Here is an 18,318-nt window from a genome sequence, read left to right on the forward strand (position 1 = left end):
GAGGATGGAATGAGCTTCACCGCGCAGATCAGCGAGCAGCGATTCGTGCTGGAGCATGTCGTGCGGATCGCGGAGCTGGCGAAGCATGAGGCGTTTGCTGCGGCCACGCCGGATGTGGTGGATGCGATCCTGGAAGGGGCGGCGCAACTGGCCGAGGGTGCCTATGCCCCGCTCAACCGGATCGGCGACACGGTCGGCGCGCGCTGGACGCCGGACGGCGTGACGATGCCAGACGGCTTCCGCGCCGCCTATCGCGACTATGTCGATGGCGGCTGGGGCACGCTCAACGCGCCGGTCGAACATGGCGGGCAGGGGCTGCCGTTCAGCCTGGCGACCGCGGTGCTGGAAGATATCGGCAGCGCCAACATGGGCGCATCCTTGATCATGATGCTGAGCACCGGGGCGATCGAAGCTCTGGTGAGCCACGGATCGCCGGAATTGCAGCAGGCCTGGCTGCCAAAGCTGGTGACCGGCGAATGGAACGGCACGATGAACCTGACCGAACCGCAGGCGGGATCGGACGTCGGCGCGCTGCGCACCACCGCCACCCCGGCGGGGGATGGCAGCTGGCGGATCAAGGGCACCAAGATCTTCATCACCTATGGCGATCATGATCTGGCCGACAATATCGTGCATCTGGTGCTGGCGCGCACGCCCGATGCGCTGCCGGGCACGCGCGGCATCTCGCTGTTCCTGGTGCCGAAATCTCGGCTGGATGCCGATGGCCGGCCAGGTGCGGCCAACGATGTGCGCTGTGTATCGATCGAGCACAAGCTGGGCATCCATGCCTCGCCCACCTGCGTGATGAGCTATGGCGACAATGACGATTGCCACGGCTGGCTGATCGGCCCCGAACAGGGCGGCATGCGCGCGATGTTCACGATGATGAACAATGCGCGGCTGAACGTGGGCCTGCAGGGCGTGTCGATCGCCGAGCGGGCGACGCAGGCGGCGGTGGCCTATGCGCTGGGCCGCGTGCAATCCGCCCGCGCGGGCGTGGCGGGCGGCGCGCCCGTCGCGATCGTCGAGCATCCCGATGTACGCCGGATGCTGATCCGCATGAAGGCGCTGACGCAGGGCGCGCGCGCGCTGGTCTATCACGCCGCCGGCATGGCCGATCGCGCGCATCTGGGCGATGCGGCGGCGCGTGCGCGGCTGGACCTGCTGACGCCACTGGCCAAGGCGTGGGGAACCGATGTCGGCGTGGAGGTCGCCAGCCTGGGCGTACAGGTTCATGGCGGCATGGGCTTCGTCGAGGAGACGGGCGCTGCGCAACATTATCGCGATGCGCGGATCGCGCCAATCTACGAAGGCACCAATGGCATCCAGGCGGCGGATTTGGTCGGTCGCAAGCTGATGGGGGATGGCGGGGCTGCGCTGGCCGCGCTGATCGCCGATATCCGCAGCGAGGCCGGCGGCGAAGCGGCGCTGATGGCGCTGGCCGACGCGGTCGAGCGGGTCGCCGAGGCGTTCCTTGCTGCCGAGGTGGACGACCGATTGGCCGGCAGCGTGCCGTTCCTGAAGATGTGCGCGGTGCTCGTCGCCGGCTGGCTGATGGCGCGGCAGGCGGCGGCGGCCACGGGGAACAGCGATTTCGAGCGGATGAAGCGGACCGCCTCACGCTTCCTGCTGGAGAGGATCGTGCCCGAAGCGGCGGGCGAGGAGGCTGCGGCGCTGGCCGGGGCGGCGGGGCTCTACGCGGTCGACGAGGCCGCTCTGACGGCGTGATCACACTGCATTCGCCTCTGCCTGCGCAGGGGCGACGAGCGGCAGTCAGGCGCCGATGCGTTCCACGAGGTCGTCGGCGTCGAGCCGCAGCAGGCGGATGCGCGCGGCGACCAGCGGCCATTCCTCTTCTAGAAACATCTTGCGTTCGCTGGCCAGCAACCGGGCAGTGGCGCCTTCGGCCACGAACATGCCGACGCCGCGGCGCACCGCGACCAGACCGTCTTCCTGAAAGGTCTGATAGGCCTTCGCGACGGTCAGTGGATTGGCGCCATGCTCGGCCGCGAAAGCGCGGACCGACGGCAGCGGATCGCCATCGCGAAAGGTGCCATCGAGGATCGCGGCGGCGATATGATCGCGCAGGCGCAGGTAGACGGGGCGGTCGCTGGCAGGACTGGTCATCACCGTCATGCTGTAATAACACAGCATGGCGCGTCAAGCCTATTGATGTTGCCAGATGGTGACCTTCGATGACAGTTCGGGCCGGGGGCGTTCCTGCGGCTCGGCCGGCGCCGTGCCCAGGAAGATGAAGCCCGCGATCCGTTCATGATCCTCAGCGAACGACGTGCGCACCTCGGGGGAATAGGAGGCCCACCCAGTCAGCCAGCCGGCGACCAAGCCTTCGGCGTGCGCGGCCAGGATCAGGTTCATGCAGGCGGCACCGACCGACAGTTCCTGTTCCCAGATCGGGATGTGCGAAGCGCGCGCGGGTGAGGAGATCGCGACGACCAGAGCAGGGGCCTGGTGCGCGAACTGGTCGATCGCCTCCAACTCCAGTCGGCCTGCATCGGGCTTGTCGGCCAGATAGGCATCACGCAGCATGGCGGCGAAGGCGTTCCGCGCATCCTGCGGCACAATAACGAACCGCCATGGCGCGAGCTTGCCATGATCGGGGGTGCGGCAGGCGGCGGCCAAGATGCGATCCATCATCGCCTGATCCGGGCCCGGTGTGATCATGTCGCGCGGCTTGCCCGAGCGGCGAGTGGCAAGCAGCGATGCGGCGGAAGAGCGATCGTTTAGCATGGCCGTTGGCCTAGCAACGTCATCATCGCGCAACAATCTTCTTCACAGGCGCAATATCCTCGCTAGTCTCGCGCGCCATGATGCGGTGCCGCGAAGCGCCGCCACCGCAAAGGGACCGCGCCGCCATGGAAACCCCCACTTCTGATTCGCCGGCCGAGCCGGATATCAGCCATGTGAACCCGGCCGACGGGGCGACCTGGTTCGGCCATCCGCGGCCGCTGGCCCGGCTGTTCACGACCGAGGCGATGGAACGCTTCGGCTATTATGGCATGCGGGCGCTGCTGACGCTCTACCTGGCCAATTATTTCCTGTTCTCGGACCAGACGACCAATGGTCTGTACGGCGGCTTCACTGCGCTGGTCTACCTGACGCCGCTGGTCGGCGGGTTGCTGGCGGATCGTTACCTCGGTTCGAAGCGGTCGGTGAAGTTCGGCGCGATCGTGATGGCGGCGGGCTACTTCATCCTGTGTTTCGAAGGCGGCGCGGCGACCCCGTTCGCCACCATCGACGGGCAGCGCTATGAAGTCACGGTCGGGTCGGAGACCGACGCCAAGCAGCAGTTCGTCGTCGACGGCGGTCAGCGGCTGGCAGTGCGCGGGCAGGATGACGGCAGCGTGCAACTGGTGGCGCCGGACGGCGCGGTGACCCGCACGGTGGAAAAGGGCGGCTTCGTCGCGGGGGCCGAGCGCAGCGATTTCTATGTCACGCTGATGCTGATTGGGTTGACCCTCGTCACCATCGGCAACGGTTTCTTCAAGCCGAACATCTCGACGATGGTCGGCGCGCTCTATGCGCCGGGCGATCGACGACGCGATGCCGGTTTCACCATCTTCTACATGGGCATCAATCTAGGGTCGCTGTTCTCGCAGCTGCTGTGCCCGTTCCTGGCGACCACGGTCGGCTGGTGGGCGGGCTTCGGCCTGGCGGCGCTGGGCATGTTGTTCAGCTGGTATCTGGTACAGTTCGATGGCGGCGCGCTCGATGGCTATGGCGAGCCACCGGCCGACGCGAAGGACCGCCGCATTCCGATCTATATCGGCGCGCTGCTGGCGGTGCCGGTGGTGCTGTTCCTGTTCAACAATCTGATGAGCGCACCCCCGGCTGCGGAGGGCGCGGGCTTCGTCGGCTATTTGCTGGCGCTGCCGCTGATGGGCAAGCTGCTGTTCGGCACCTTCCTGCTGGGCGTGCCTGCCATCCTGCTCTGGTCGGCCAGGGTGGGCACGCGCACCGAATTTCAGATGATGGTCGCGGCGATGATCCTGATCGTGTTCAACGTCATGTTCTGGACGCTGTTCGAACAGGCCGGATCGTCGCTGACGCTGTTCGCGGATCGCAACACCGATCTTTCGGTGTTCGGGCTGTTCTCGATCTCGGCGGGCCAGACCCAGTTCTTCAACGCCTTCTTCATCGTGGCGCTGGCGCCGCTGTTCAGCGTGATGTGGAACGCGCTCGGCCGGCGCGGGCTGGAACCGGGCATCCCGGTCAAGTTCGCCATTGCACTGGTGGGGGTGGGGCTGGGCTTCCTGCTGCTGGTATGGGGCACCGCCTTCGCCGGGTCGGATTTCAAGGTCGCGCTCTGGTGGCTGGCCGGGCTCTACTTCATCCATTCCGCGGCCGAGCTCTGCATCTCGCCAGTGGGCCTCAGCATGATCACCAAGCTCTCGATCGCGCGGATCGTCGGGCTGATGATGGGGGTGTGGTTCCTGTCGATCAGCTGCGCGCAATATGTGGCCGGGCTCGTGGCGCAGGTCGCCAGCGTGGAGACGGTCGGCGGCCAGGTGACCAACCTGAAGGTCAGCCTCGATACCTATGCCGGCGTGTTCCAGACGATCGGCCTCGCCTCAATCGCGGTCGGCGTGCTGCTGCTCGTCCTGTCGCCCCTGATCAAGAAGTGGATGCATGGTGTCTCGTAAAGTCATATTGCTGGCGGCGCTGGCCGGCGTCGCAGCCGCCTGCACGTCGACCGGGGGCGGCGCCAAGCCCAAGTCGGCCTCGTCCGATGGGCCGCGGATCAGCTTTCCGGCCGATCCCTATCCGTCGACGTACAAGGCCTATCCGGGCGTGCCGACGCTGGTGACCAATGTGACCATCTATGATGGCGAAGGCGGGCGAATCGACGGCGGATCGGTGCTGTTTGCGGACGGGAAGATCGTCGAGGTGGGCCAGCAGATCGCCGCCCCGGCCGGCGCCACCACGATCGACGGCACCGGCAAGTGGGTGACCCCCGGCATCATCGACGTGCACAGCCATCTCGGCGACTATCCATCGCCTGGCACCGAATCCTTGTCCGACGGCAACGAGGCGACCGCGCCGGTGACCGCGCAGGTCTGGGCCGAACATAGCGTGTGGCCGCAGGATCCGGGTTTTAGCCGGGCGCTGGCCAATGGCGGCGTGACCACGCTGCAGATCCTGCCCGGTTCCGCCAACCTGTTCGGCGGGCGCAGCGTGACGCTGAAGAATGTCTATGCGCGCACCTCGCAAGGCATGAAGTTTCCGGGTGCACCCTATGGCCTGAAGATGGCGTGCGGCGAGAATCCGAAGCGCGTCTATGGTCGCCGCAACCAGGCGCCGGGCACCCGGATGGGCAATGTCGCGGTCGATCGCCAGACCTGGCAGAAGGCGCGCGAATACAAGACCAAGTGGGACAAGTATAACGAGAAGGGCGGCGAGGCCCCGGTCCGCGACTTGCAGATGGATACGCTCGCCGGCGTGCTGGCGGGCGACATCATCATCCACAACCATTGCTACCGCGCCGACGAGATGGCCAATGTTCTCGATATGGCGAAGGAGTTCGGCTACAAGGTCGGCACTTTCCATCACGCGGTCGAGGCATACAAGATCGCCGATCTGCTGAAGGCCAACGGCACCTGCGCCGCGGTCTGGGCCGATTGGTACGGCTTCAAGATGGAAAGCTACGACGCGGTCCACGAGAACCTGCCGCTGCTGCATAATGCCGGCGCGTGCGGGATCATCCATTCCGACGATGCCAACGGCATCCAGCGGCTCAACCAGGAAGTGGCCAAGACGCTGGCGGACGGCCGCCGGATGGGCATCAACATTTCCGACGAGACTGCCTGGACGTGGTTGGCGATCGGGCCGGCGAAGTCGCTTGGGATCGACAAGGTCACCGGCAGCCTGAAGCCCGGCAAGATGGCCGATGTCGTGCTTTGGAACGGCAATCCGGTGAGCGTGTACACCCGGCCGGAGAAGGTGTGGGTGGACGGCGCATTGCTCTACGATGCGAATAATCCGCGGCTGCGGCCGGTTTCCGATTTTGAGCTCGGCCAGCCCGGCGAAGGGGATGTGAAGTGAAGGCGTTGCTGCTGGGCATGGCTGCCCTAATCGCGGCACCCGCCGCGGCCGAGACGATCGCATTCGTGGGCGGCACCGTCGCGATCGGTGACGGGTCCGCACCGATCGAGGGCGGCACAGTGGTGGTGCGCGACGGGCGCATCGTGGCGGCGGGCCGCGGCGTCGCGGTACCGGCCGGCGCGCGCACCGTCGATGCGTCGGGCAAGTGGGTATCGGCCGGGCTCGTCGCGGGCTTCACGCGGATGGGCATCGTCGAGGTCGATCTTGGCGTTTCAAGCGCGGATGACCGTTCGGCCGGCAAGTCGCCGTTCAACGCTGCGATCGATATCGTGCCTGCGATCAATCCGCGTGCCGGGCCGATCCAGACCAATCGCGCCGAAGGCATCACCCGCGCGATCGTTGCCCCGGTCAGCGAGGGCGCGATCTTCGGCGGGCAGGGCGCGGTGATCGATCTCGGCGCCGACATGGATGCCGTGACGCGGCCGCGGGCCTTCCAGTTCGTGGAGCTGGGTGACGAAGGCGCGCAGCAGGGCGGCGGCAGCCGGGCGGCGGCCTATGTCTATCTGAAGAACGCGATCGCCGAGGCGCGCAACCCGGCAAGCGCGGGGGCGGGCGGGTTCGAGCCGCTTTTGAAGCGGGCCGACGCCGATGCGCTGCGACCGGTGGCCAGCGGGCAGATGCCGCTGCTGGTGCATGTCGAGCGAGCGAGCGACATCTTGCAGGTGCTGACGCTGAAACGCGATTTCCCGGGGCTGAAGCTGGTGCTGGTCGGCGCGACCGAGGGCTGGACGGTGGCGCCGCAGATCGCGGCGGCGGGCGTGCCGGTGATCGCGACCGCGCTAGCCGATCTGCCGAGCTCGTTCGAGCAGCTGGCCGCTACTCAATCCAATATCGGTCGGATGAAGGCGGCGGGCGTGAAGGTCTCGATGGGCATGATCAACGACGACGAGGCGCGCCAGGCCCGGCTCGAGAAGCAATATGCGGGCAATCTGGTCGCGCTGACCAAGGTGCCGGGTGCCAGCGGGCTCGATTGGGGCGCGGCATTCGCCACGCTGACCAGTGGTCCGGCGGCGGCGCTGGGCCTGGACGGCGAGATCGGATCGCTGCGCCCGGGCCGGCGGGCGGACGTGGTGGTCTGGGACGGCGATCCGCTGGAACTGGCGACGGCGGCGACGATGGTGTTGATCGATGGCGTCGAACAGCCGATGACCAACCGCCAGACGAAGCTGCGTGATCGTTATCGCGTGCCCCAGGAAGGCGCGCTGCCGAAGGCGTACGAGCGCTGATCCGATCCCTCCCCGGTGCGAGCCGGGGAGGATTTGGTCACGCTCCCATGGTAAGGGCGCACCCATGACGCGCAGATATTTCGGTACCGATGGCATTCGCGGGCGCACCAACACCGCGCCGATGACGCCCGAGATGGCGATGAAGGTGGGGCAGGCGGCGGGCGCGCATTTTCTGCGGGGCCAGCACCGCCACCGGGTGGTGATCGGCAAGGATACGCGGTTGTCGGGTTACATGATGGAATCGGCGCTGGTCGCCGGCTTCACTTCGGTCGGCATGGACGTGGTGATGGTCGGACCGATGCCGACGCCGGCGGTGGCCATGCTGACGCGATCGATGCGCGCCGATCTGGGCGTGATGATCTCCGCCAGCCACAACCCCTTCATCGATAACGGCATTAAGCTGTTCGGCCCGGACGGCTACAAGCTGTCGGACACCGACGAGCAGGCGATCGAGGCGCTGATCGATGCGCCGCCGATGCTGGCCGATGCGCCCGCGATCGGGCGCGCGCGCCGGGTGGAGGATGCGCGCGGCCGCTATATCCATGCCGCCAAGTCCAGCTTTCCCGAGCATCTGAGCCTCGATGGCCTGCGCATTGTGATCGATTGCGCGAACGGCGCGGCCTATCAGGTGGCGCCATCCGCGCTGTGGGAGCTGGGTGCGGACGTGATCACGCTCGGCGTGACGCCGAACGGCACCAACATCAACGACAAGGTGGGGTCGACCGATCCGGCCAGCCTGGCCGCGAAGGTGATCGAGACGCGGGCCGATATCGGCATCGCGCTGGACGGTGATGCCGACCGGCTAATCGTTATCGACGACAAGGGGCGCGTGATCGACGGCGATCAGCTGATGGCGCTGATCGGCGCCAGCTGGGGGCGGACCGGCCAGCTGAAGGGCGGCGGCATCGTCGCCACCGTGATGTCGAACCTGGGGCTGGAGCGGTACCTGGCGGGCCACGGCCTGGCGCTGCACCGCACCGCGGTTGGCGATCGTTATGTGGTCGAGGCGATGCGTGCGCAGGGCTTCAACGTCGGTGGCGAGCAATCGGGCCACATCATCCTGTCCGACCATGCCACCACCGGCGATGGACTGGTGGCGGCGCTACAGGTGCTGGCCGAGTTGGTGGAGCAGGGTCGGCGATCGAGCGAGTTGCTGCGCCAGTTCGATCCGCTGCCGCAGCTGCTGAAGAATGTGCGTTTCAAGGGCGGCGCTCCGCTGGAGGATGCAAAGGTCAAGGCCAGCATCGCCGATGCCGAGCGGCGGCTGGAAGGATCGGGCCGGCTGGTAATCCGCAAATCGGGTACCGAGCCTCTGATCCGGGTGATGGCCGAAGGCGAGGACAGCGGGCTGGTGACCGAGCTGGTCGACGAGATCTGCGCGGCGGTGACGCGCGCTGCGGCGTGAGCATTCCGCGCGTCCTGATCATCGCTGGATCGGATTCGGGTGGCGGGGCCGGCATCCAGGCTGACATCAAGACCGTGACGGTGCTGGGCGGTCACGCCATGACTGCGATCACCGCGATCACCGCGCAGAACACGCTGGGCGTGCAGGCGGTGCAGGCGATCCCGGCGGCTATGGTGATTGCACAGATCGATTCCGTGCTGGCCGATCTCGGCGCGGACGCAGTGAAGATCGGCATGATCGGATCGGTCGAGACGCTGGAAGCGGTGGCTGATCGGCTGGACGGCCTTGACGTGCCGATCGTGCTGGATCCGGTGATGGTGGCATCGAGCGGCGGCGTGCTTGCCGATGCGTCGGTGATCGCGGCAATGCGCTTGCTGATGGCGCGCGCCACTCTGGTGACACCCAACCTGCCTGAACTGGACGCGCTGGGCGGGCTCGATGCGCTGAGGGGCGCGGGCGCAACCGTGCTGGTGAAAGGCGGGCATGCGCCGGGCGATCCGGTGATCGATCGGCTGGTCGGACCGGCCGGGGAGATCGCGCGCTGGTCCGGATCGCGGATCGAGACGCGGCACAATCACGGCACCGGCTGCACGCTGGCAAGCGGCATCGCCACCGGGCTGGCGGAAGGACTGGCGCTCAAGGATGCGGTGACACGAGCGCGGCAGTTGGTTCGTGACGCTATGCTCGCCGCGCCCGGGCTGGGCGGCGGGCATGGGCCCATGGGGCACGGATTGGCACCGACGCTTGCGCTAAACCAGGTGACACTGCCTGCACGGGATTATTCCGCTGCGGTCGATTTCTACCGGCGATTAGGGTTGTTCCAGATCGTCGATGCACCACCGCGCTATGCCCGGTTCGAGTTGCCCAATGGTGCAACCCTCTCCATCCACGTCGATATCGATCCGGCCGTCGGAGATGCGGTCGTCTATCTGGAATGTGGCGATCTCGATGAGCGCGCCATCACACTGGCCGCGGCGGGGGTCATCATCGATCAGCCACCGCGCGATGAACGCTGGCTCTGGCGCGAGGCGCGGTTGCGAGATCCGACAGGCAACCAGCTCTGCCTTTATCAAGCCGGGCTTGCGCGCCGGTTTCCTCCATGGCGCCTGTCTTGAGCCCGCGCGACAGCCGCCTTCTCTCCGCCCACTGTCCACGCTAGACCCAGGCCATGCCCCGACCCTGTTTCAAATATGAGCGCGATCATCCGATGCCATTGGCCGGTGTCGACGAGGCGGGGCGCGGACCGCTGGCGGGGCCGGTGGTGGCGGCGGCGGTAATCCTCGATCGCGATCGCTTCCCGCGCGGGATCGACGATTCCAAGAAGCTGGACCTGGAAGCGCGCGAGAGCCTGCACGATCGCATCCGGCGGATGGGCGTAGTCGGCGTCGGCATCGCCGATGTCGAGGAGATCGACCGGCTCAACATCCTGCACGCCACCATGCTGGCGATGGCACGCGCGGTGGATGCGCTGGGAATGATACCGGCGATGGTGCTGGTCGACGGCAACCGACTGCCGAAATGGACGCACCATTCGAAGGCGGTCGTGTCGGGCGATGCGATCTGCCGATCGATCGCGGCGGCATCGATCATCGCCAAGGTGACGCGGGACCGGATCATGGCCGAACAGGATCGGATCTGGCCGGGCTATGGCTGGGGCCGCAACAAGGGCTATCCCACCCCCGATCATCGTGCTGCCCTGAAGACATTGGGGCCGTGCCCGCTGCACCGCCGATCGTTCGCGCCGGTGGCTCAGCTATGCCTGTTTCCGGAGGCGGCGGCCTGATCCAGCGCCGTTCGCCTTGAGCTTGTCGAAGGGTCGTCCTTCTCTCGATCTCAAGGAAGGGCAGGGCTCCGACAGGCTCAGCCTGAACAGGCGTCGGGAGCGATTCAGGTGGCGCTGCGATTCCGTTCGCGCACCCAAGCCAGGCAGCCGCGCTGGAACGTCCAGCTGTCGGTGATGCAGTCGCCTGCATTGCTGACCTGTGTCTCGCTCGCCCAGCGATAGCCGGCCTGGTCGTCCGAGCAGTCGGCGCAATCGGGCGCATCGGCCTGATCGTCATAACCGACCGGCAGATAGTCGCTGCGATAATCCGATCCGGATTCGGCATCGGCACGCGTGGTGCCGCCGACAGGGTAGGATGGCACACCCGCATAACCCTTCGTTTCCATGCCCGACGCCGTGACGGTGCCACCGGCGATGCCGAGCGCGATCGCCACGCCGGCAGTGGTGATCAGTTCGATGGCCGAGAACCGCATCGCAAGGCCTTTCATTGCGTTGCCGTGCCTAACTGCCGATTGCTGGACCTGTTCCAACGATGCCGACCACACAATTGGGCGAGGTTGAGTCCTGCCGGCCACACCACAATCTCTCGCGTGCGCGCGCATCCCCGGACTCAATATGCAGTAGGCGTGCCGGAACGGGCCGCGAACGGTCCGCGCCGTTCACCCCCTGCCCGGCGGGCGGCGGAGCTTGACCGCGGAGTCGCGAGGACTCACGCTGCCAGGCCAAGGGCGGTTCAGGGGGTTCGGATGGGCGTTGTCCAACGCATCGGGGGCGGTCGGCCCGTGTGCGCGGCCGAACGGCCGGCGCTGGCGGTGCTGCCGCTCGACACTATCCTGATGGACGATTGCGTGGCGGCGATGCGGCGCCTGCCCGATCGGTCGATCGACATGATCTTCGCCGATCCGCCCTATAATCTCCAGCTGGGCGGCGACCTGTTCCGGCCCGAGGGCGGGCGCGTCGATGCAGTCGACGATGCGTGGGACAAGTTCGCCAGCAACGAGGCCTACGATCGGTTCACCCGCGCCTGGCTGGCCGAGGCGAAGCGCGTGCTGAAGGACGATGGTACGCTGTGGGTGATCGGCAGCTATCACAACATTTTCCGCGTCGGCGCGGCGCTGCAGGATGAAGGCTTCTGGATCCTGAACGACATCGTGTGGCGCAAGGCGAACCCGATGCCCAACTTCAAGGGTACGCGCTTCACCAACGCGCACGAGACGATGATCTGGGCATCGAAGGGTGAGAAGGCGCGCTACACCTTCAACTATGCCAGCATGAAATCGCTGAACGACGATCTGCAGATGCGATCGGATTGGGTGCTGCCGATCTGCGGCGGGCAGGAACGGCTGAAGGACGATGACGGCCACAAGGCGCATCCGACCCAGAAGCCGGAAGCGCTGCTTTATCGCGTGCTGCTGGCCAGCACCCGGCCGGGCGATATCGTGCTGGATCCCTTCTTCGGCACGGGCACCACCGGGGCGGTCGCGCGTCGGCTGCGGCGGCGCTGGATCGGGATCGAGCGCGAAGCGAAATATGTGCGCGTCGCCAACGAGCGCATCGCGGCGAGCCTGCCGTTGGACGAAAGCGCGATGGTAGTGATGCCGTCGAAGAAGGCGGCACCGCGAGTCGCGTTCGGCGTACTGGTGGAAACGGGGCTGTGCCCGGCCGGCACGCTGCTGACCGATGGCAAGCGCCGCTGGCAGGCCGAGGTGCATGCCGATGGCACGCTGACCTGCGGGCCGCAGTCCGGATCGATCCACAAGCTGGGCGCACTGCTGCAGGGGCTGCCGTCGTGCAACGGTTGGAGCTTCTGGCATCTCGACGGCGCCGACGGGCTGGCCGAGATCGACGTGCTGCGCCAGCGCCATCTCGCCAGCGTGGCGGAATAGGCGGTCGCCGGGCCAGGCGATTGCACGGCGCGGCGGTTAGCGGAGGATCCCATGACGTTGTATCTTCGTCCGACCGGCTTCGTCGATGCGCCGTTCGGCCATGACGGGCAGGTGCTGCGGCTGGCGGGCGGGTTGGTCTGGTTCTCCGCGATCGAGCTTATCGAGCGCGAGGGCGGCCGGCGCACGCGACAACAGTTGATCCCGATCGAGCGACTGGATGCCGAGTTGCCCGAGGCGGGGCGGGCGATCCTGGCGCGGATCACCGCACCGCGGGCGCCGCTGGCGATCGGGCCGCGCACCATCCGGTTCGATCAACCGCAGGTGATGGCGATCCTGAACCTGACGCCGGACAGCTTTTCCGACGGCGGAGACCTGCATCAGGATCCGGCGGCGGCGGCGGAAGCAGGTGGCCGCTTGGCAGAGGCGGGTGCGGCGATCCTGGACGTGGGCGGCGAATCGACCCGGCCCGGGGCGACCACGATCTGGGAGCAGGACGAGATCGCACGCACCGTGCCCGCGATCGAACGGCTGGCGCGCGCCGGTACCGCAATCTCGATCGACACGCGCAAGGCTGCGGTGATGGAGTCTGCGCTCGCGGCGGGCGCCGGGCTGGTCAACGATGTGTCCGCGCTGCTGTGGGACGAGCGGAGCGTCGAGGTGGTCGCGCGCGCCGGCTGCCCGGTGGTGCTGATGCATCATCAGGGCACGCCGGCCACGATGCAGGCCGAGCCGCGCTATGCCGACGTGCTGCTGGACGTTCATGACTGGCTAGAGGCACGGATCGACGCGGCCGTGGCGGCCGGCATCGATCGTGCCCGGATCCTGATCGATCCGGGCATCGGTTTCGGCAAGACGGTGCGGCACAATCTGGCGCTGCTGAACGGGCTTTCCTTGCTGCACGGCCTGGGCTGCCCGATCGTGCTGGGGGCAAGTCGCAAGCGCTTGATCGGCGCGCTTTCGAACGAGGCACCGGTGGATGCGCGGCTGGGCGGATCGGTGGCGCTGGCGCTGCTGGGCGCGGCCCAGGGGGTGCAGCTGCTGCGCGTGCACGATGTGGCCGAAACGGTGCAGGCGCTGCGCATCTGGCGTGGTCTGCGTGACGACGCGCTGTCCCCCGCCTGATCGCGGATCAGCCTTCCAGCAGTTCCGCAAGGGGCGCACGCAGTGTCCAGCCCAGGCCCGCGGCATCGTAGCGGATCTTGCCGACCCCGCCCATGTCGCGATCCAGGCGCGCGATCAGCCGGGTGCCGAAGCCGGTGCGCGCCGGTGTTTCGACCGGGGGGCCGCCGGTTTCCAGCCAGTCGATCACCAGAACCTCACCGACGCCGCTATCCTCGATCCGCCAGTTCAGGCTGACCCGCCCGGTTTCCACCGAAAGCGCACCATATTTGACCGCATTGGTGCCGAGTTCGTGCAACATCAGCGCCAATGCGAGCGCCGCGCGCGGCGGCAGCGCCAGCGACGGTCCGTGCGCCTCGATTTGCCCGCGCTCATGCGCCAGCACATGGCGGGTCGCTTCCACGATCGCATCGATCGGGGCGGCGGTGCCGGGGCTGTGGCTCAACAGATCGTTGGCGGCAGCCAGCGTCATCAGTCGCGCCTGGATCGCGCCCAGCGCATCCTCCGAAGTTGCGGCGCCGCGCAGCGTGTGCAGCACGATCGACTGGACCACGGTGAGCAGATTCTTGATGCGGTGCTGCAGCTCCGCATTCAGCAGCTGCTGGTGCCGACCTTCCTCGCGCTGGGCCAGCGCCAGGCGGCGCAGCTCGAGCTGGGCGACGACCTGCCGGGCCAGCGCCTGCAGCGCGTCCTGCTGGCCCTTGTCGAGCGCGCGAGGTACCGTATCGATCACGCACAGCGTGCCCAGCGCATGGCCGCTGTCGGTAATCAGTGGCGCGCCGGCATAGAAGCGGATCTTCGGATCCCCGGTGACGAGCGGGTTCTGGGCGAAGCGCGGATCCTGTGTCGCATCGGGCACTTCAAGCAGCATTTGATCGACCAGCGCGTGCGCGCAGAATGCCTGGCTGCGCGGCGTTTCGCGCGCGGCCAGGCCATGGGCAGACTTGAACCACTGGCGATGATCGTCGACCAGGCTGACGAGCGCGATCGGCACGTGGCAGACTGCGGCGGCGATCGCGGTCAGATCATCGAACCCGGCTTCGGGGGGCGTGTCGAGGATGGCATAGTCCGCCAGCGCGGCTAGGCGCTCCGCTTCCTCGCGTGGCGGGAGAGTTGGGGCGGATCCGGAAACCATCGTCGCCGCGTTGTTTCGCATCAATTGCGGTAAGGGCAAGTCACAATGTGTAGCCGCCGTCGCTGTTAAACACGGTTCCGGTAATATTGGCGCACGAATCGGACAGCAGGAACGCGATTTGTCCGGCAATCTCGTTGGCAGTCGCGAACCGGCCGAGCGGAGTCGCCATTCGCGCCATGGCGGCAAAGGCGGCGGCCTCGCCATCCTTTTCCGCCAGATCGCGGAAGAACGGAACCGCCTGCCAGATCGGCGTCTCGACACCGCCGGGGGCGATGGCGTTGACGCGCAGACCTTGCGCCGCCCCTTCCTTCGCAGCGACGCGGGCGAGCTGGATCACGCCGGCCTTCGAGGCCGCATAGGCAGCAATGCCAGGTTCGGCCTTCAAACCCGCGGCAGAGGCGACCACGACGATCGCCCCGGCACGGCCGCGCATCGCCACCATCGCCGCGCGCAGCGTCAGGAAGGCACCGTCCAAGTTGACCGCCATCACCCGTCGCCAATCGGCCAGCGCCAGATCGTGGATGGCGCCTGATGCAGCGACGCCGGCGTTGACGACGGCGAGATCGAGCCCGGCGAGCTCGGGGGCAAGCTCGCGCCAGAGCGCCTCGTCGGTCACGTCGCCCGGCACGGCTTCAACGATCTCACCAAGCTCGCCATAGGCGCGCGCCAGCGCATCGGCGTCGATGTCGGTGAGGATCAGGCGGGCGGCGCCACCGGCCGCAAGCCGCCGGGCTGTGGCGAGGCCAATGCCTGATGCGGCACCGGTGACGAGTGCCTTGCAGCCCCCGAATTCAGCCATCGTCCGCTTGCCTCCCACCGCCGGTCTACGCGGCTGTGTTCCCAGAGACAATCGAACTCCTGCGGTTGGCGTCGCACGCCACCTATCGTCGAATTCTACGAACTACTGGCGCGCCAGTCGACAAAATCCGTCGCGACTTAAGGGGAATTCGAAGCTGCCGCCCTCGAAAACGGCCTCATCTCTGAATTGGCACGGCTCCTGCAATTCTCTTCGCATACCGCCACAACGGCGGAAGCCAAGGTTCAGGAGACTTCAGATGACCAAGCTCGATATCGCCACCGTCCGCCGTACCGCCCTTTCGGCCGTGGCCGCGCTGGTACTGTCCACCACCTGCGTCGTCGCCGCGGTCGGCCCGGCACGGGCCGCCGAAACCGGCGTCACTGTCGGCCAGCGCGTCTGACGATCAGATCAGGCGGGCGGGCTCCATCAACAACGCCTGCACGTCGCCCGGACCGCCACGATGGGGTACGCCGCGCTCGGCCACGCCGATCAGGCGATCGAGCAGGCGTTGCCCGTCATCCCACCAGCCAAGCCCGCTGGCCGCGTTTATATGGCCGAGATGGCCGGCATTCTCGAAATGCGCGCCCCAATCCCGCGCCATATCGAACGCGCGCTGCGTGCCGCAATAAGGGTCGTCCTCGCTGGCAACCAGGATCGCTGGGAAGGGCAGGATGGTGCGCGGCGCCGGGCCGAAGGCGGCAATCTCCTCGCACGCATCGGCGCGATCCACATCGGGCGGCGCGACCAGCAGCGCACCTGCCACCGGCCATCCCCAAGGCTGGCCGGCAAGCTCCGCCCACCAGGCCACTGCCAGGCAACCGAGCGAATGCGCGACCAGGATGATCGGCGCCTGCGAAGTGCGGATCGCCTGATCGAGCCGCGTGACCCAGGCGTTGCGCCGCGGCGCGCTCCACTGGCCGAGATCGGCGCGTGCGCAATCGCTGCGCGACTGTTCCCACAGGGTCTGCCAGTGCGCCGGCCCCGAGCCGTTCAGTCCCGGGACGGTGAGGATCAGCGGCTGCCTGCCGCCATCCAGGGAAACCGAACGCGCCATGCCGCAGTCTCCTCGCATGATCGAATCACCGGCACATGCCGGCACCCGATCAATCGAAGAGTATCTCTATCGTTCCGCTGGACAACAGCTGAATCGTCAAAGCGCGGTTTTCGAGCGCCAGATTGCTGCTAGATGAACAGGCATGGCAAAAAGTCTTCGCGCGGATCAGTCGCTCGTCGAGCGTGGGCTGGTGGAAAGCCGCGCGCGGGCCCAGGCTCTGATCCTTGCCGGCCTGGTCTTCAGCGGCGAGGCCAAGGTGCTGAAGGCAGGTCAGCCGGTAGCGGCCGATGCGCCGCTCGACGTGCGTGGACGCGATCATCCCTGGGTTTCGCGGGGCGGGCTGAAGCTGGCCCACGGCATCGCCCGGTTCGGCTGGAGCCCGGCGGGCGTCGTTGCGATCGATGTCGGATCGTCGACCGGCGGCTTCACCGATGTGCTGCTGGCTGGCGGCGCCGCGCTGGTCCATGCCGTCGATAGCGGCACCAACCAGCTTGCCTGGAAGCTGCGCCAGGACGATCGCGTGCATGTGCTGGAACAGACCAATGCGCGCCACCTGACTGCGGCCGAGATTCCTGATCCGGTCGACTGGATCGTCTGCGATGCCAGTTTCATCGGGCTGGCGAAGGTGCTCGAGCGGCCCCTGTCATTCGCCAAGCCGGAGGCGCGGCTGATCGCACTGATCAAGCCGCAGTTCGAAGCGGGGCGCGGCGAGGTGGGCAAGGGCGGGGTGGTGCGCGATGCCGCCGTACACCAGCGGGTCTGCGACGAAGTCGCGGCATGGCTCTCCGATCAGGGCTGGCAGGTTGCCGGGATCGTCGAGAGCCCGATCACCGGGCCGGAAGGCAATGTCGAATTCCTGATCGGGGCAATGCGGGCTGCAGGCTTCACTCCCGCGCCCGATCCTCCAGCCAGTTGATCGCGAACGCCAGCATCGGCCGCGCATCGACCAGCAGCGAGGGCGCGTGTCCGATCAGGCCTTGTCGCCCGCCGCCGCCGGCGACGAAATCGGTCACGATCCGCTCGATATAGTCCTCCGGCAGGCCGTCGATCACCGGCTCGGTGGTGTCATATTCCTCGATCATCCGCCACTGCACGCCATCCGCAGTAGCGAACGGCGTCTCCAGCCGCACGATCGCCTTGCCCGGCAGATCGGCCAGATGATCGGCGTGGTGGACCAGCGTCATCGTATCCCAGGGCGCGCCGATCATCAGCACGCGGCCATCCGTTTCGACCAGACGGGCCAGCGGGCTGCCGGGGCCGTAGCCATAATCGATCGGATGATCGCGCGTCAGCCAATCCGCCAGCCGCCCGATCGCGACGCAGGACGCGCCCGGATTGGCGCTGCGCAATGCCCCCGGGGTGGTGCGCAGGAACTCGACGATCGCACCGTTGCGGCGGGCCGCGCGCGACCTGCCGGGGTCGAAGGCGGGCACGTGCGCGCGCCATTGCGGGAGGACATGACCCGCCTCGTCGGTCAAGTCGTCATGCGGGCTGTCCCAATCGGTATAGGCCATCACCGTTCCGTCATCGCCAACGACCGTGCGGATCGCATCGATCAGCGCATCCGGGCCGTTGAGCAGGGCCCCGACCATGCGCATGGCGGCATGGATCATCACGGTATCGCCGCGGCATAGCCCGATCGCGGACAGGTCGGCAGCCAGGCGATCACGGGTCAGCAGCGCATCGGGTTCAGTCATGCGGCATGTTCTGATCCGGCCTGGGCGAGCGATCAACTGCCCGTTCGTCGACGGCGGCACGCGGTTCGTCGGAAGATCGAGCGCCGATCCCGGT

General features: G+C 67.2%; 18 protein-coding genes. 11 read left to right on the forward strand and 7 right to left on the reverse strand.

Translation table 11 applies throughout. The features are described 5' to 3' along the window. Nucleotides 1-9: 9 nt before the first annotated feature. Nucleotides 10-1,728 (forward strand): acyl-CoA dehydrogenase family protein, encoded by a 1,719-nt coding sequence (locus ABC347_RS15985; protein ID WP_413246702.1) that lies wholly within the window; start codon nt 10-12, stop codon nt 1,726-1,728. A gap of 45 nt (nt 1,729-1,773) precedes the next feature. Here ABC347_RS15985 and ABC347_RS15990 read toward each other — a convergent pair whose 3' ends face one another. Both ABC347_RS15990 and ABC347_RS15995 read right to left on the reverse strand, forming a co-directional pair. Next, a complete protein-coding gene (locus ABC347_RS15990; RefSeq protein WP_413246703.1) occupies nt 1,774-2,136 on the reverse strand; it encodes a GntR family transcriptional regulator in 363 nt (120 codons plus the stop codon). 30 nt (nt 2,137-2,166) lie between these two features. Further along, entirely contained in the window at nt 2,167-2,748 is a 582-nt protein-coding gene (locus tag ABC347_RS15995) for a nitroreductase family protein (protein WP_413246704.1), read from the reverse strand. A 125-nt stretch (nt 2,749-2,873) separates the two neighbouring features. Between ABC347_RS15995 and ABC347_RS16000 the strand changes: the two genes are divergently transcribed. The 6 genes from ABC347_RS16000 (at nt 2,874) to rnhB (ending at nt 10,534) form a co-directional block, all read left to right on the forward strand. Beyond that, nucleotides 2,874-4,661 carry a peptide MFS transporter gene (locus ABC347_RS16000; RefSeq protein WP_413246705.1) on the forward strand — a complete coding sequence of 596 codons (1,788 nt, stop codon included), beginning with the start codon at nt 2,874-2,876 and terminating at the stop codon, nt 4,659-4,661. Continuing rightward, nucleotides 4,648-6,060 (forward strand): amidohydrolase, encoded by a 1,413-nt coding sequence (locus ABC347_RS16005; RefSeq protein WP_413246706.1) that lies wholly within the window; start codon nt 4,648-4,650, stop codon nt 6,058-6,060. Before ABC347_RS16000 ends, ABC347_RS16005 begins: the two co-directional genes overlap by 14 nt. Further along, complete coding sequence (locus tag ABC347_RS16010; protein ID WP_413246707.1) at nt 6,057-7,346, forward strand: amidohydrolase family protein; 1,290 nt, start codon at nt 6,057-6,059, stop codon at nt 7,344-7,346. The genes ABC347_RS16005 and ABC347_RS16010 overlap by 4 nt, the downstream gene beginning before the upstream one ends. 64 nt (nt 7,347-7,410) lie before the next feature. Then, nucleotides 7,411-8,751 carry a phosphoglucosamine mutase gene (gene glmM / locus ABC347_RS16015; RefSeq protein WP_413246708.1) on the forward strand — a complete coding sequence of 447 codons (1,341 nt, stop codon included), beginning with the start codon at nt 7,411-7,413 and terminating at the stop codon, nt 8,749-8,751. After that, nucleotides 8,748-9,866, forward strand: a complete 1,119-nt coding sequence (thiD, locus tag ABC347_RS16020) for a bifunctional hydroxymethylpyrimidine kinase/phosphomethylpyrimidine kinase (RefSeq protein ID WP_413246709.1) — start codon at nt 8,748-8,750, stop codon at nt 9,864-9,866. Before glmM ends, thiD begins: the two co-directional genes overlap by 4 nt. Before the next feature lie 53 nt (nt 9,867-9,919). After that, nucleotides 9,920-10,534 (forward strand): ribonuclease HII, encoded by a 615-nt coding sequence (gene rnhB, locus ABC347_RS16025; protein WP_413246710.1) that lies wholly within the window; start codon nt 9,920-9,922, stop codon nt 10,532-10,534. A 104-nt stretch (nt 10,535-10,638) separates the two neighbouring features. Here the strand turns inward: rnhB and ABC347_RS16030 are convergent, their stop codons facing one another. Continuing rightward, nucleotides 10,639-11,007: a hypothetical protein gene (locus tag ABC347_RS16030; RefSeq protein ID WP_413246711.1), complete on the reverse strand. Its 369-nt coding sequence runs from the start codon at nt 11,005-11,007 to the stop codon at nt 10,639-10,641. A 273-nt stretch (nt 11,008-11,280) separates the two neighbouring features. On the opposite strand from ABC347_RS16030, the gene ABC347_RS16035 reads away from it, so the two are divergent. Continuing rightward, the gene (locus tag ABC347_RS16035; protein ID WP_413246712.1) at nt 11,281-12,420 is read left to right on the forward strand and encodes a site-specific DNA-methyltransferase; all 1,140 of its coding nucleotides are present in this window, start codon (nt 11,281-11,283) and stop codon (nt 12,418-12,420) included. Between the two features lie 51 nt (nt 12,421-12,471). Further along, nucleotides 12,472-13,542, forward strand: a complete 1,071-nt coding sequence (folP, locus tag ABC347_RS16040) for a dihydropteroate synthase (RefSeq protein ID WP_413246713.1) — start codon at nt 12,472-12,474, stop codon at nt 13,540-13,542. 7 nt (nt 13,543-13,549) lie between these two features. Here the strand turns inward: folP and ABC347_RS16045 are convergent, their stop codons facing one another. Further along, the gene (locus tag ABC347_RS16045; RefSeq protein WP_413246714.1) at nt 13,550-14,695 is read right to left on the reverse strand and encodes a sensor histidine kinase; all 1,146 of its coding nucleotides are present in this window, start codon (nt 14,693-14,695) and stop codon (nt 13,550-13,552) included. Nucleotides 14,696-14,714: 19 nt separating this feature from the next. Then, a complete protein-coding gene (locus ABC347_RS16050; protein WP_413246715.1) occupies nt 14,715-15,473 on the reverse strand; it encodes an SDR family NAD(P)-dependent oxidoreductase in 759 nt (252 codons plus the stop codon). 256 nt (nt 15,474-15,729) lie between these two features. On the opposite strand from ABC347_RS16050, the gene ABC347_RS16055 reads away from it, so the two are divergent. Continuing rightward, nucleotides 15,730-15,873: a hypothetical protein gene (locus tag ABC347_RS16055; protein WP_413246716.1), complete on the forward strand. Its 144-nt coding sequence runs from the start codon at nt 15,730-15,732 to the stop codon at nt 15,871-15,873. Between the two features lie 3 nt (nt 15,874-15,876). On the opposite strand, the gene ABC347_RS16060 is transcribed toward ABC347_RS16055, so the two are convergent. Beyond that, complete coding sequence (locus ABC347_RS16060; protein WP_413246717.1) at nt 15,877-16,527, reverse strand: RBBP9/YdeN family alpha/beta hydrolase; 651 nt, start codon at nt 16,525-16,527, stop codon at nt 15,877-15,879. 142 nt (nt 16,528-16,669) lie between these two features. Between ABC347_RS16060 and ABC347_RS16065 the strand changes: the two genes are divergently transcribed. Further along, entirely contained in the window at nt 16,670-17,443 is a 774-nt protein-coding gene (locus ABC347_RS16065) for a TlyA family RNA methyltransferase (protein WP_413246718.1), read from the forward strand. Here ABC347_RS16065 and aac(3) read toward each other — a convergent pair. After that, nucleotides 17,412-18,224 (reverse strand): aminoglycoside 3-N-acetyltransferase, encoded by an 813-nt coding sequence (gene aac(3) / locus ABC347_RS16070; RefSeq protein WP_413246719.1) that lies wholly within the window; start codon nt 18,222-18,224, stop codon nt 17,412-17,414. The two genes, ABC347_RS16065 and aac(3), sit on opposite strands and share 32 nt — an antisense overlap. Nucleotides 18,225-18,318: the final 94 nt, after the last annotated feature.

It is taken from the genome of Sphingomonas canaveralia (assembly GCF_047238125.1).
Classification (GTDB): Bacteria; Pseudomonadota; Alphaproteobacteria; order Sphingomonadales; family Sphingomonadaceae; genus JBDFMH01.

What these genes read in the sequence shown, in the direction of transcription:
- ABC347_RS15995 (WP_413246704.1), bottom strand. Translation starts at nt 2,748, where the DNA reads ATGCTAAACGATCGCTCTTCCGCCGCATCGCTGCTTGCCACTCGCCGC.
- ABC347_RS16035 (WP_413246712.1), top strand. Translation starts at nt 11,281, where the DNA reads ATGGGCGTTGTCCAACGCATCGGGGGCGGTCGGCCCGTGTGCGCGGCC.
- folP (WP_413246713.1), top strand. Translation starts at nt 12,472, where the DNA reads ATGACGTTGTATCTTCGTCCGACCGGCTTCGTCGATGCGCCGTTCGGC.
- ABC347_RS16060 (WP_413246717.1), bottom strand. Translation starts at nt 16,527, where the DNA reads ATGGCGCGTTCGGTTTCCCTGGATGGCGGCAGGCAGCCGCTGATCCTC.
- ABC347_RS16000 (WP_413246705.1), top strand. Translation starts at nt 2,874, where the DNA reads ATGGAAACCCCCACTTCTGATTCGCCGGCCGAGCCGGATATCAGCCAT.
- ABC347_RS16065 (WP_413246718.1), top strand. Translation starts at nt 16,670, where the DNA reads ATGGCAAAAAGTCTTCGCGCGGATCAGTCGCTCGTCGAGCGTGGGCTG.
- ABC347_RS16050 (WP_413246715.1), bottom strand. Translation starts at nt 15,473, where the DNA reads ATGGCTGAATTCGGGGGCTGCAAGGCACTCGTCACCGGTGCCGCATCA.
- ABC347_RS15985 (WP_413246702.1), top strand. Translation starts at nt 10, where the DNA reads ATGAGCTTCACCGCGCAGATCAGCGAGCAGCGATTCGTGCTGGAGCAT.
- glmM (WP_413246708.1), top strand. Translation starts at nt 7,411, where the DNA reads ATGACGCGCAGATATTTCGGTACCGATGGCATTCGCGGGCGCACCAAC.
- ABC347_RS16045 (WP_413246714.1), bottom strand. Translation starts at nt 14,695, where the DNA reads ATGCGAAACAACGCGGCGACGATGGTTTCCGGATCCGCCCCAACTCTC.
- ABC347_RS15990 (WP_413246703.1), bottom strand. Translation starts at nt 2,136, where the DNA reads ATGACGGTGATGACCAGTCCTGCCAGCGACCGCCCCGTCTACCTGCGC.
- ABC347_RS16055 (WP_413246716.1), top strand. Translation starts at nt 15,730, where the DNA reads ATGACCAAGCTCGATATCGCCACCGTCCGCCGTACCGCCCTTTCGGCC.
- ABC347_RS16030 (WP_413246711.1), bottom strand. Translation starts at nt 11,007, where the DNA reads ATGCGGTTCTCGGCCATCGAACTGATCACCACTGCCGGCGTGGCGATC.
- rnhB (WP_413246710.1), top strand. Translation starts at nt 9,920, where the DNA reads ATGCCCCGACCCTGTTTCAAATATGAGCGCGATCATCCGATGCCATTG.
- ABC347_RS16005 (WP_413246706.1), top strand. Translation starts at nt 4,648, where the DNA reads ATGGTGTCTCGTAAAGTCATATTGCTGGCGGCGCTGGCCGGCGTCGCA.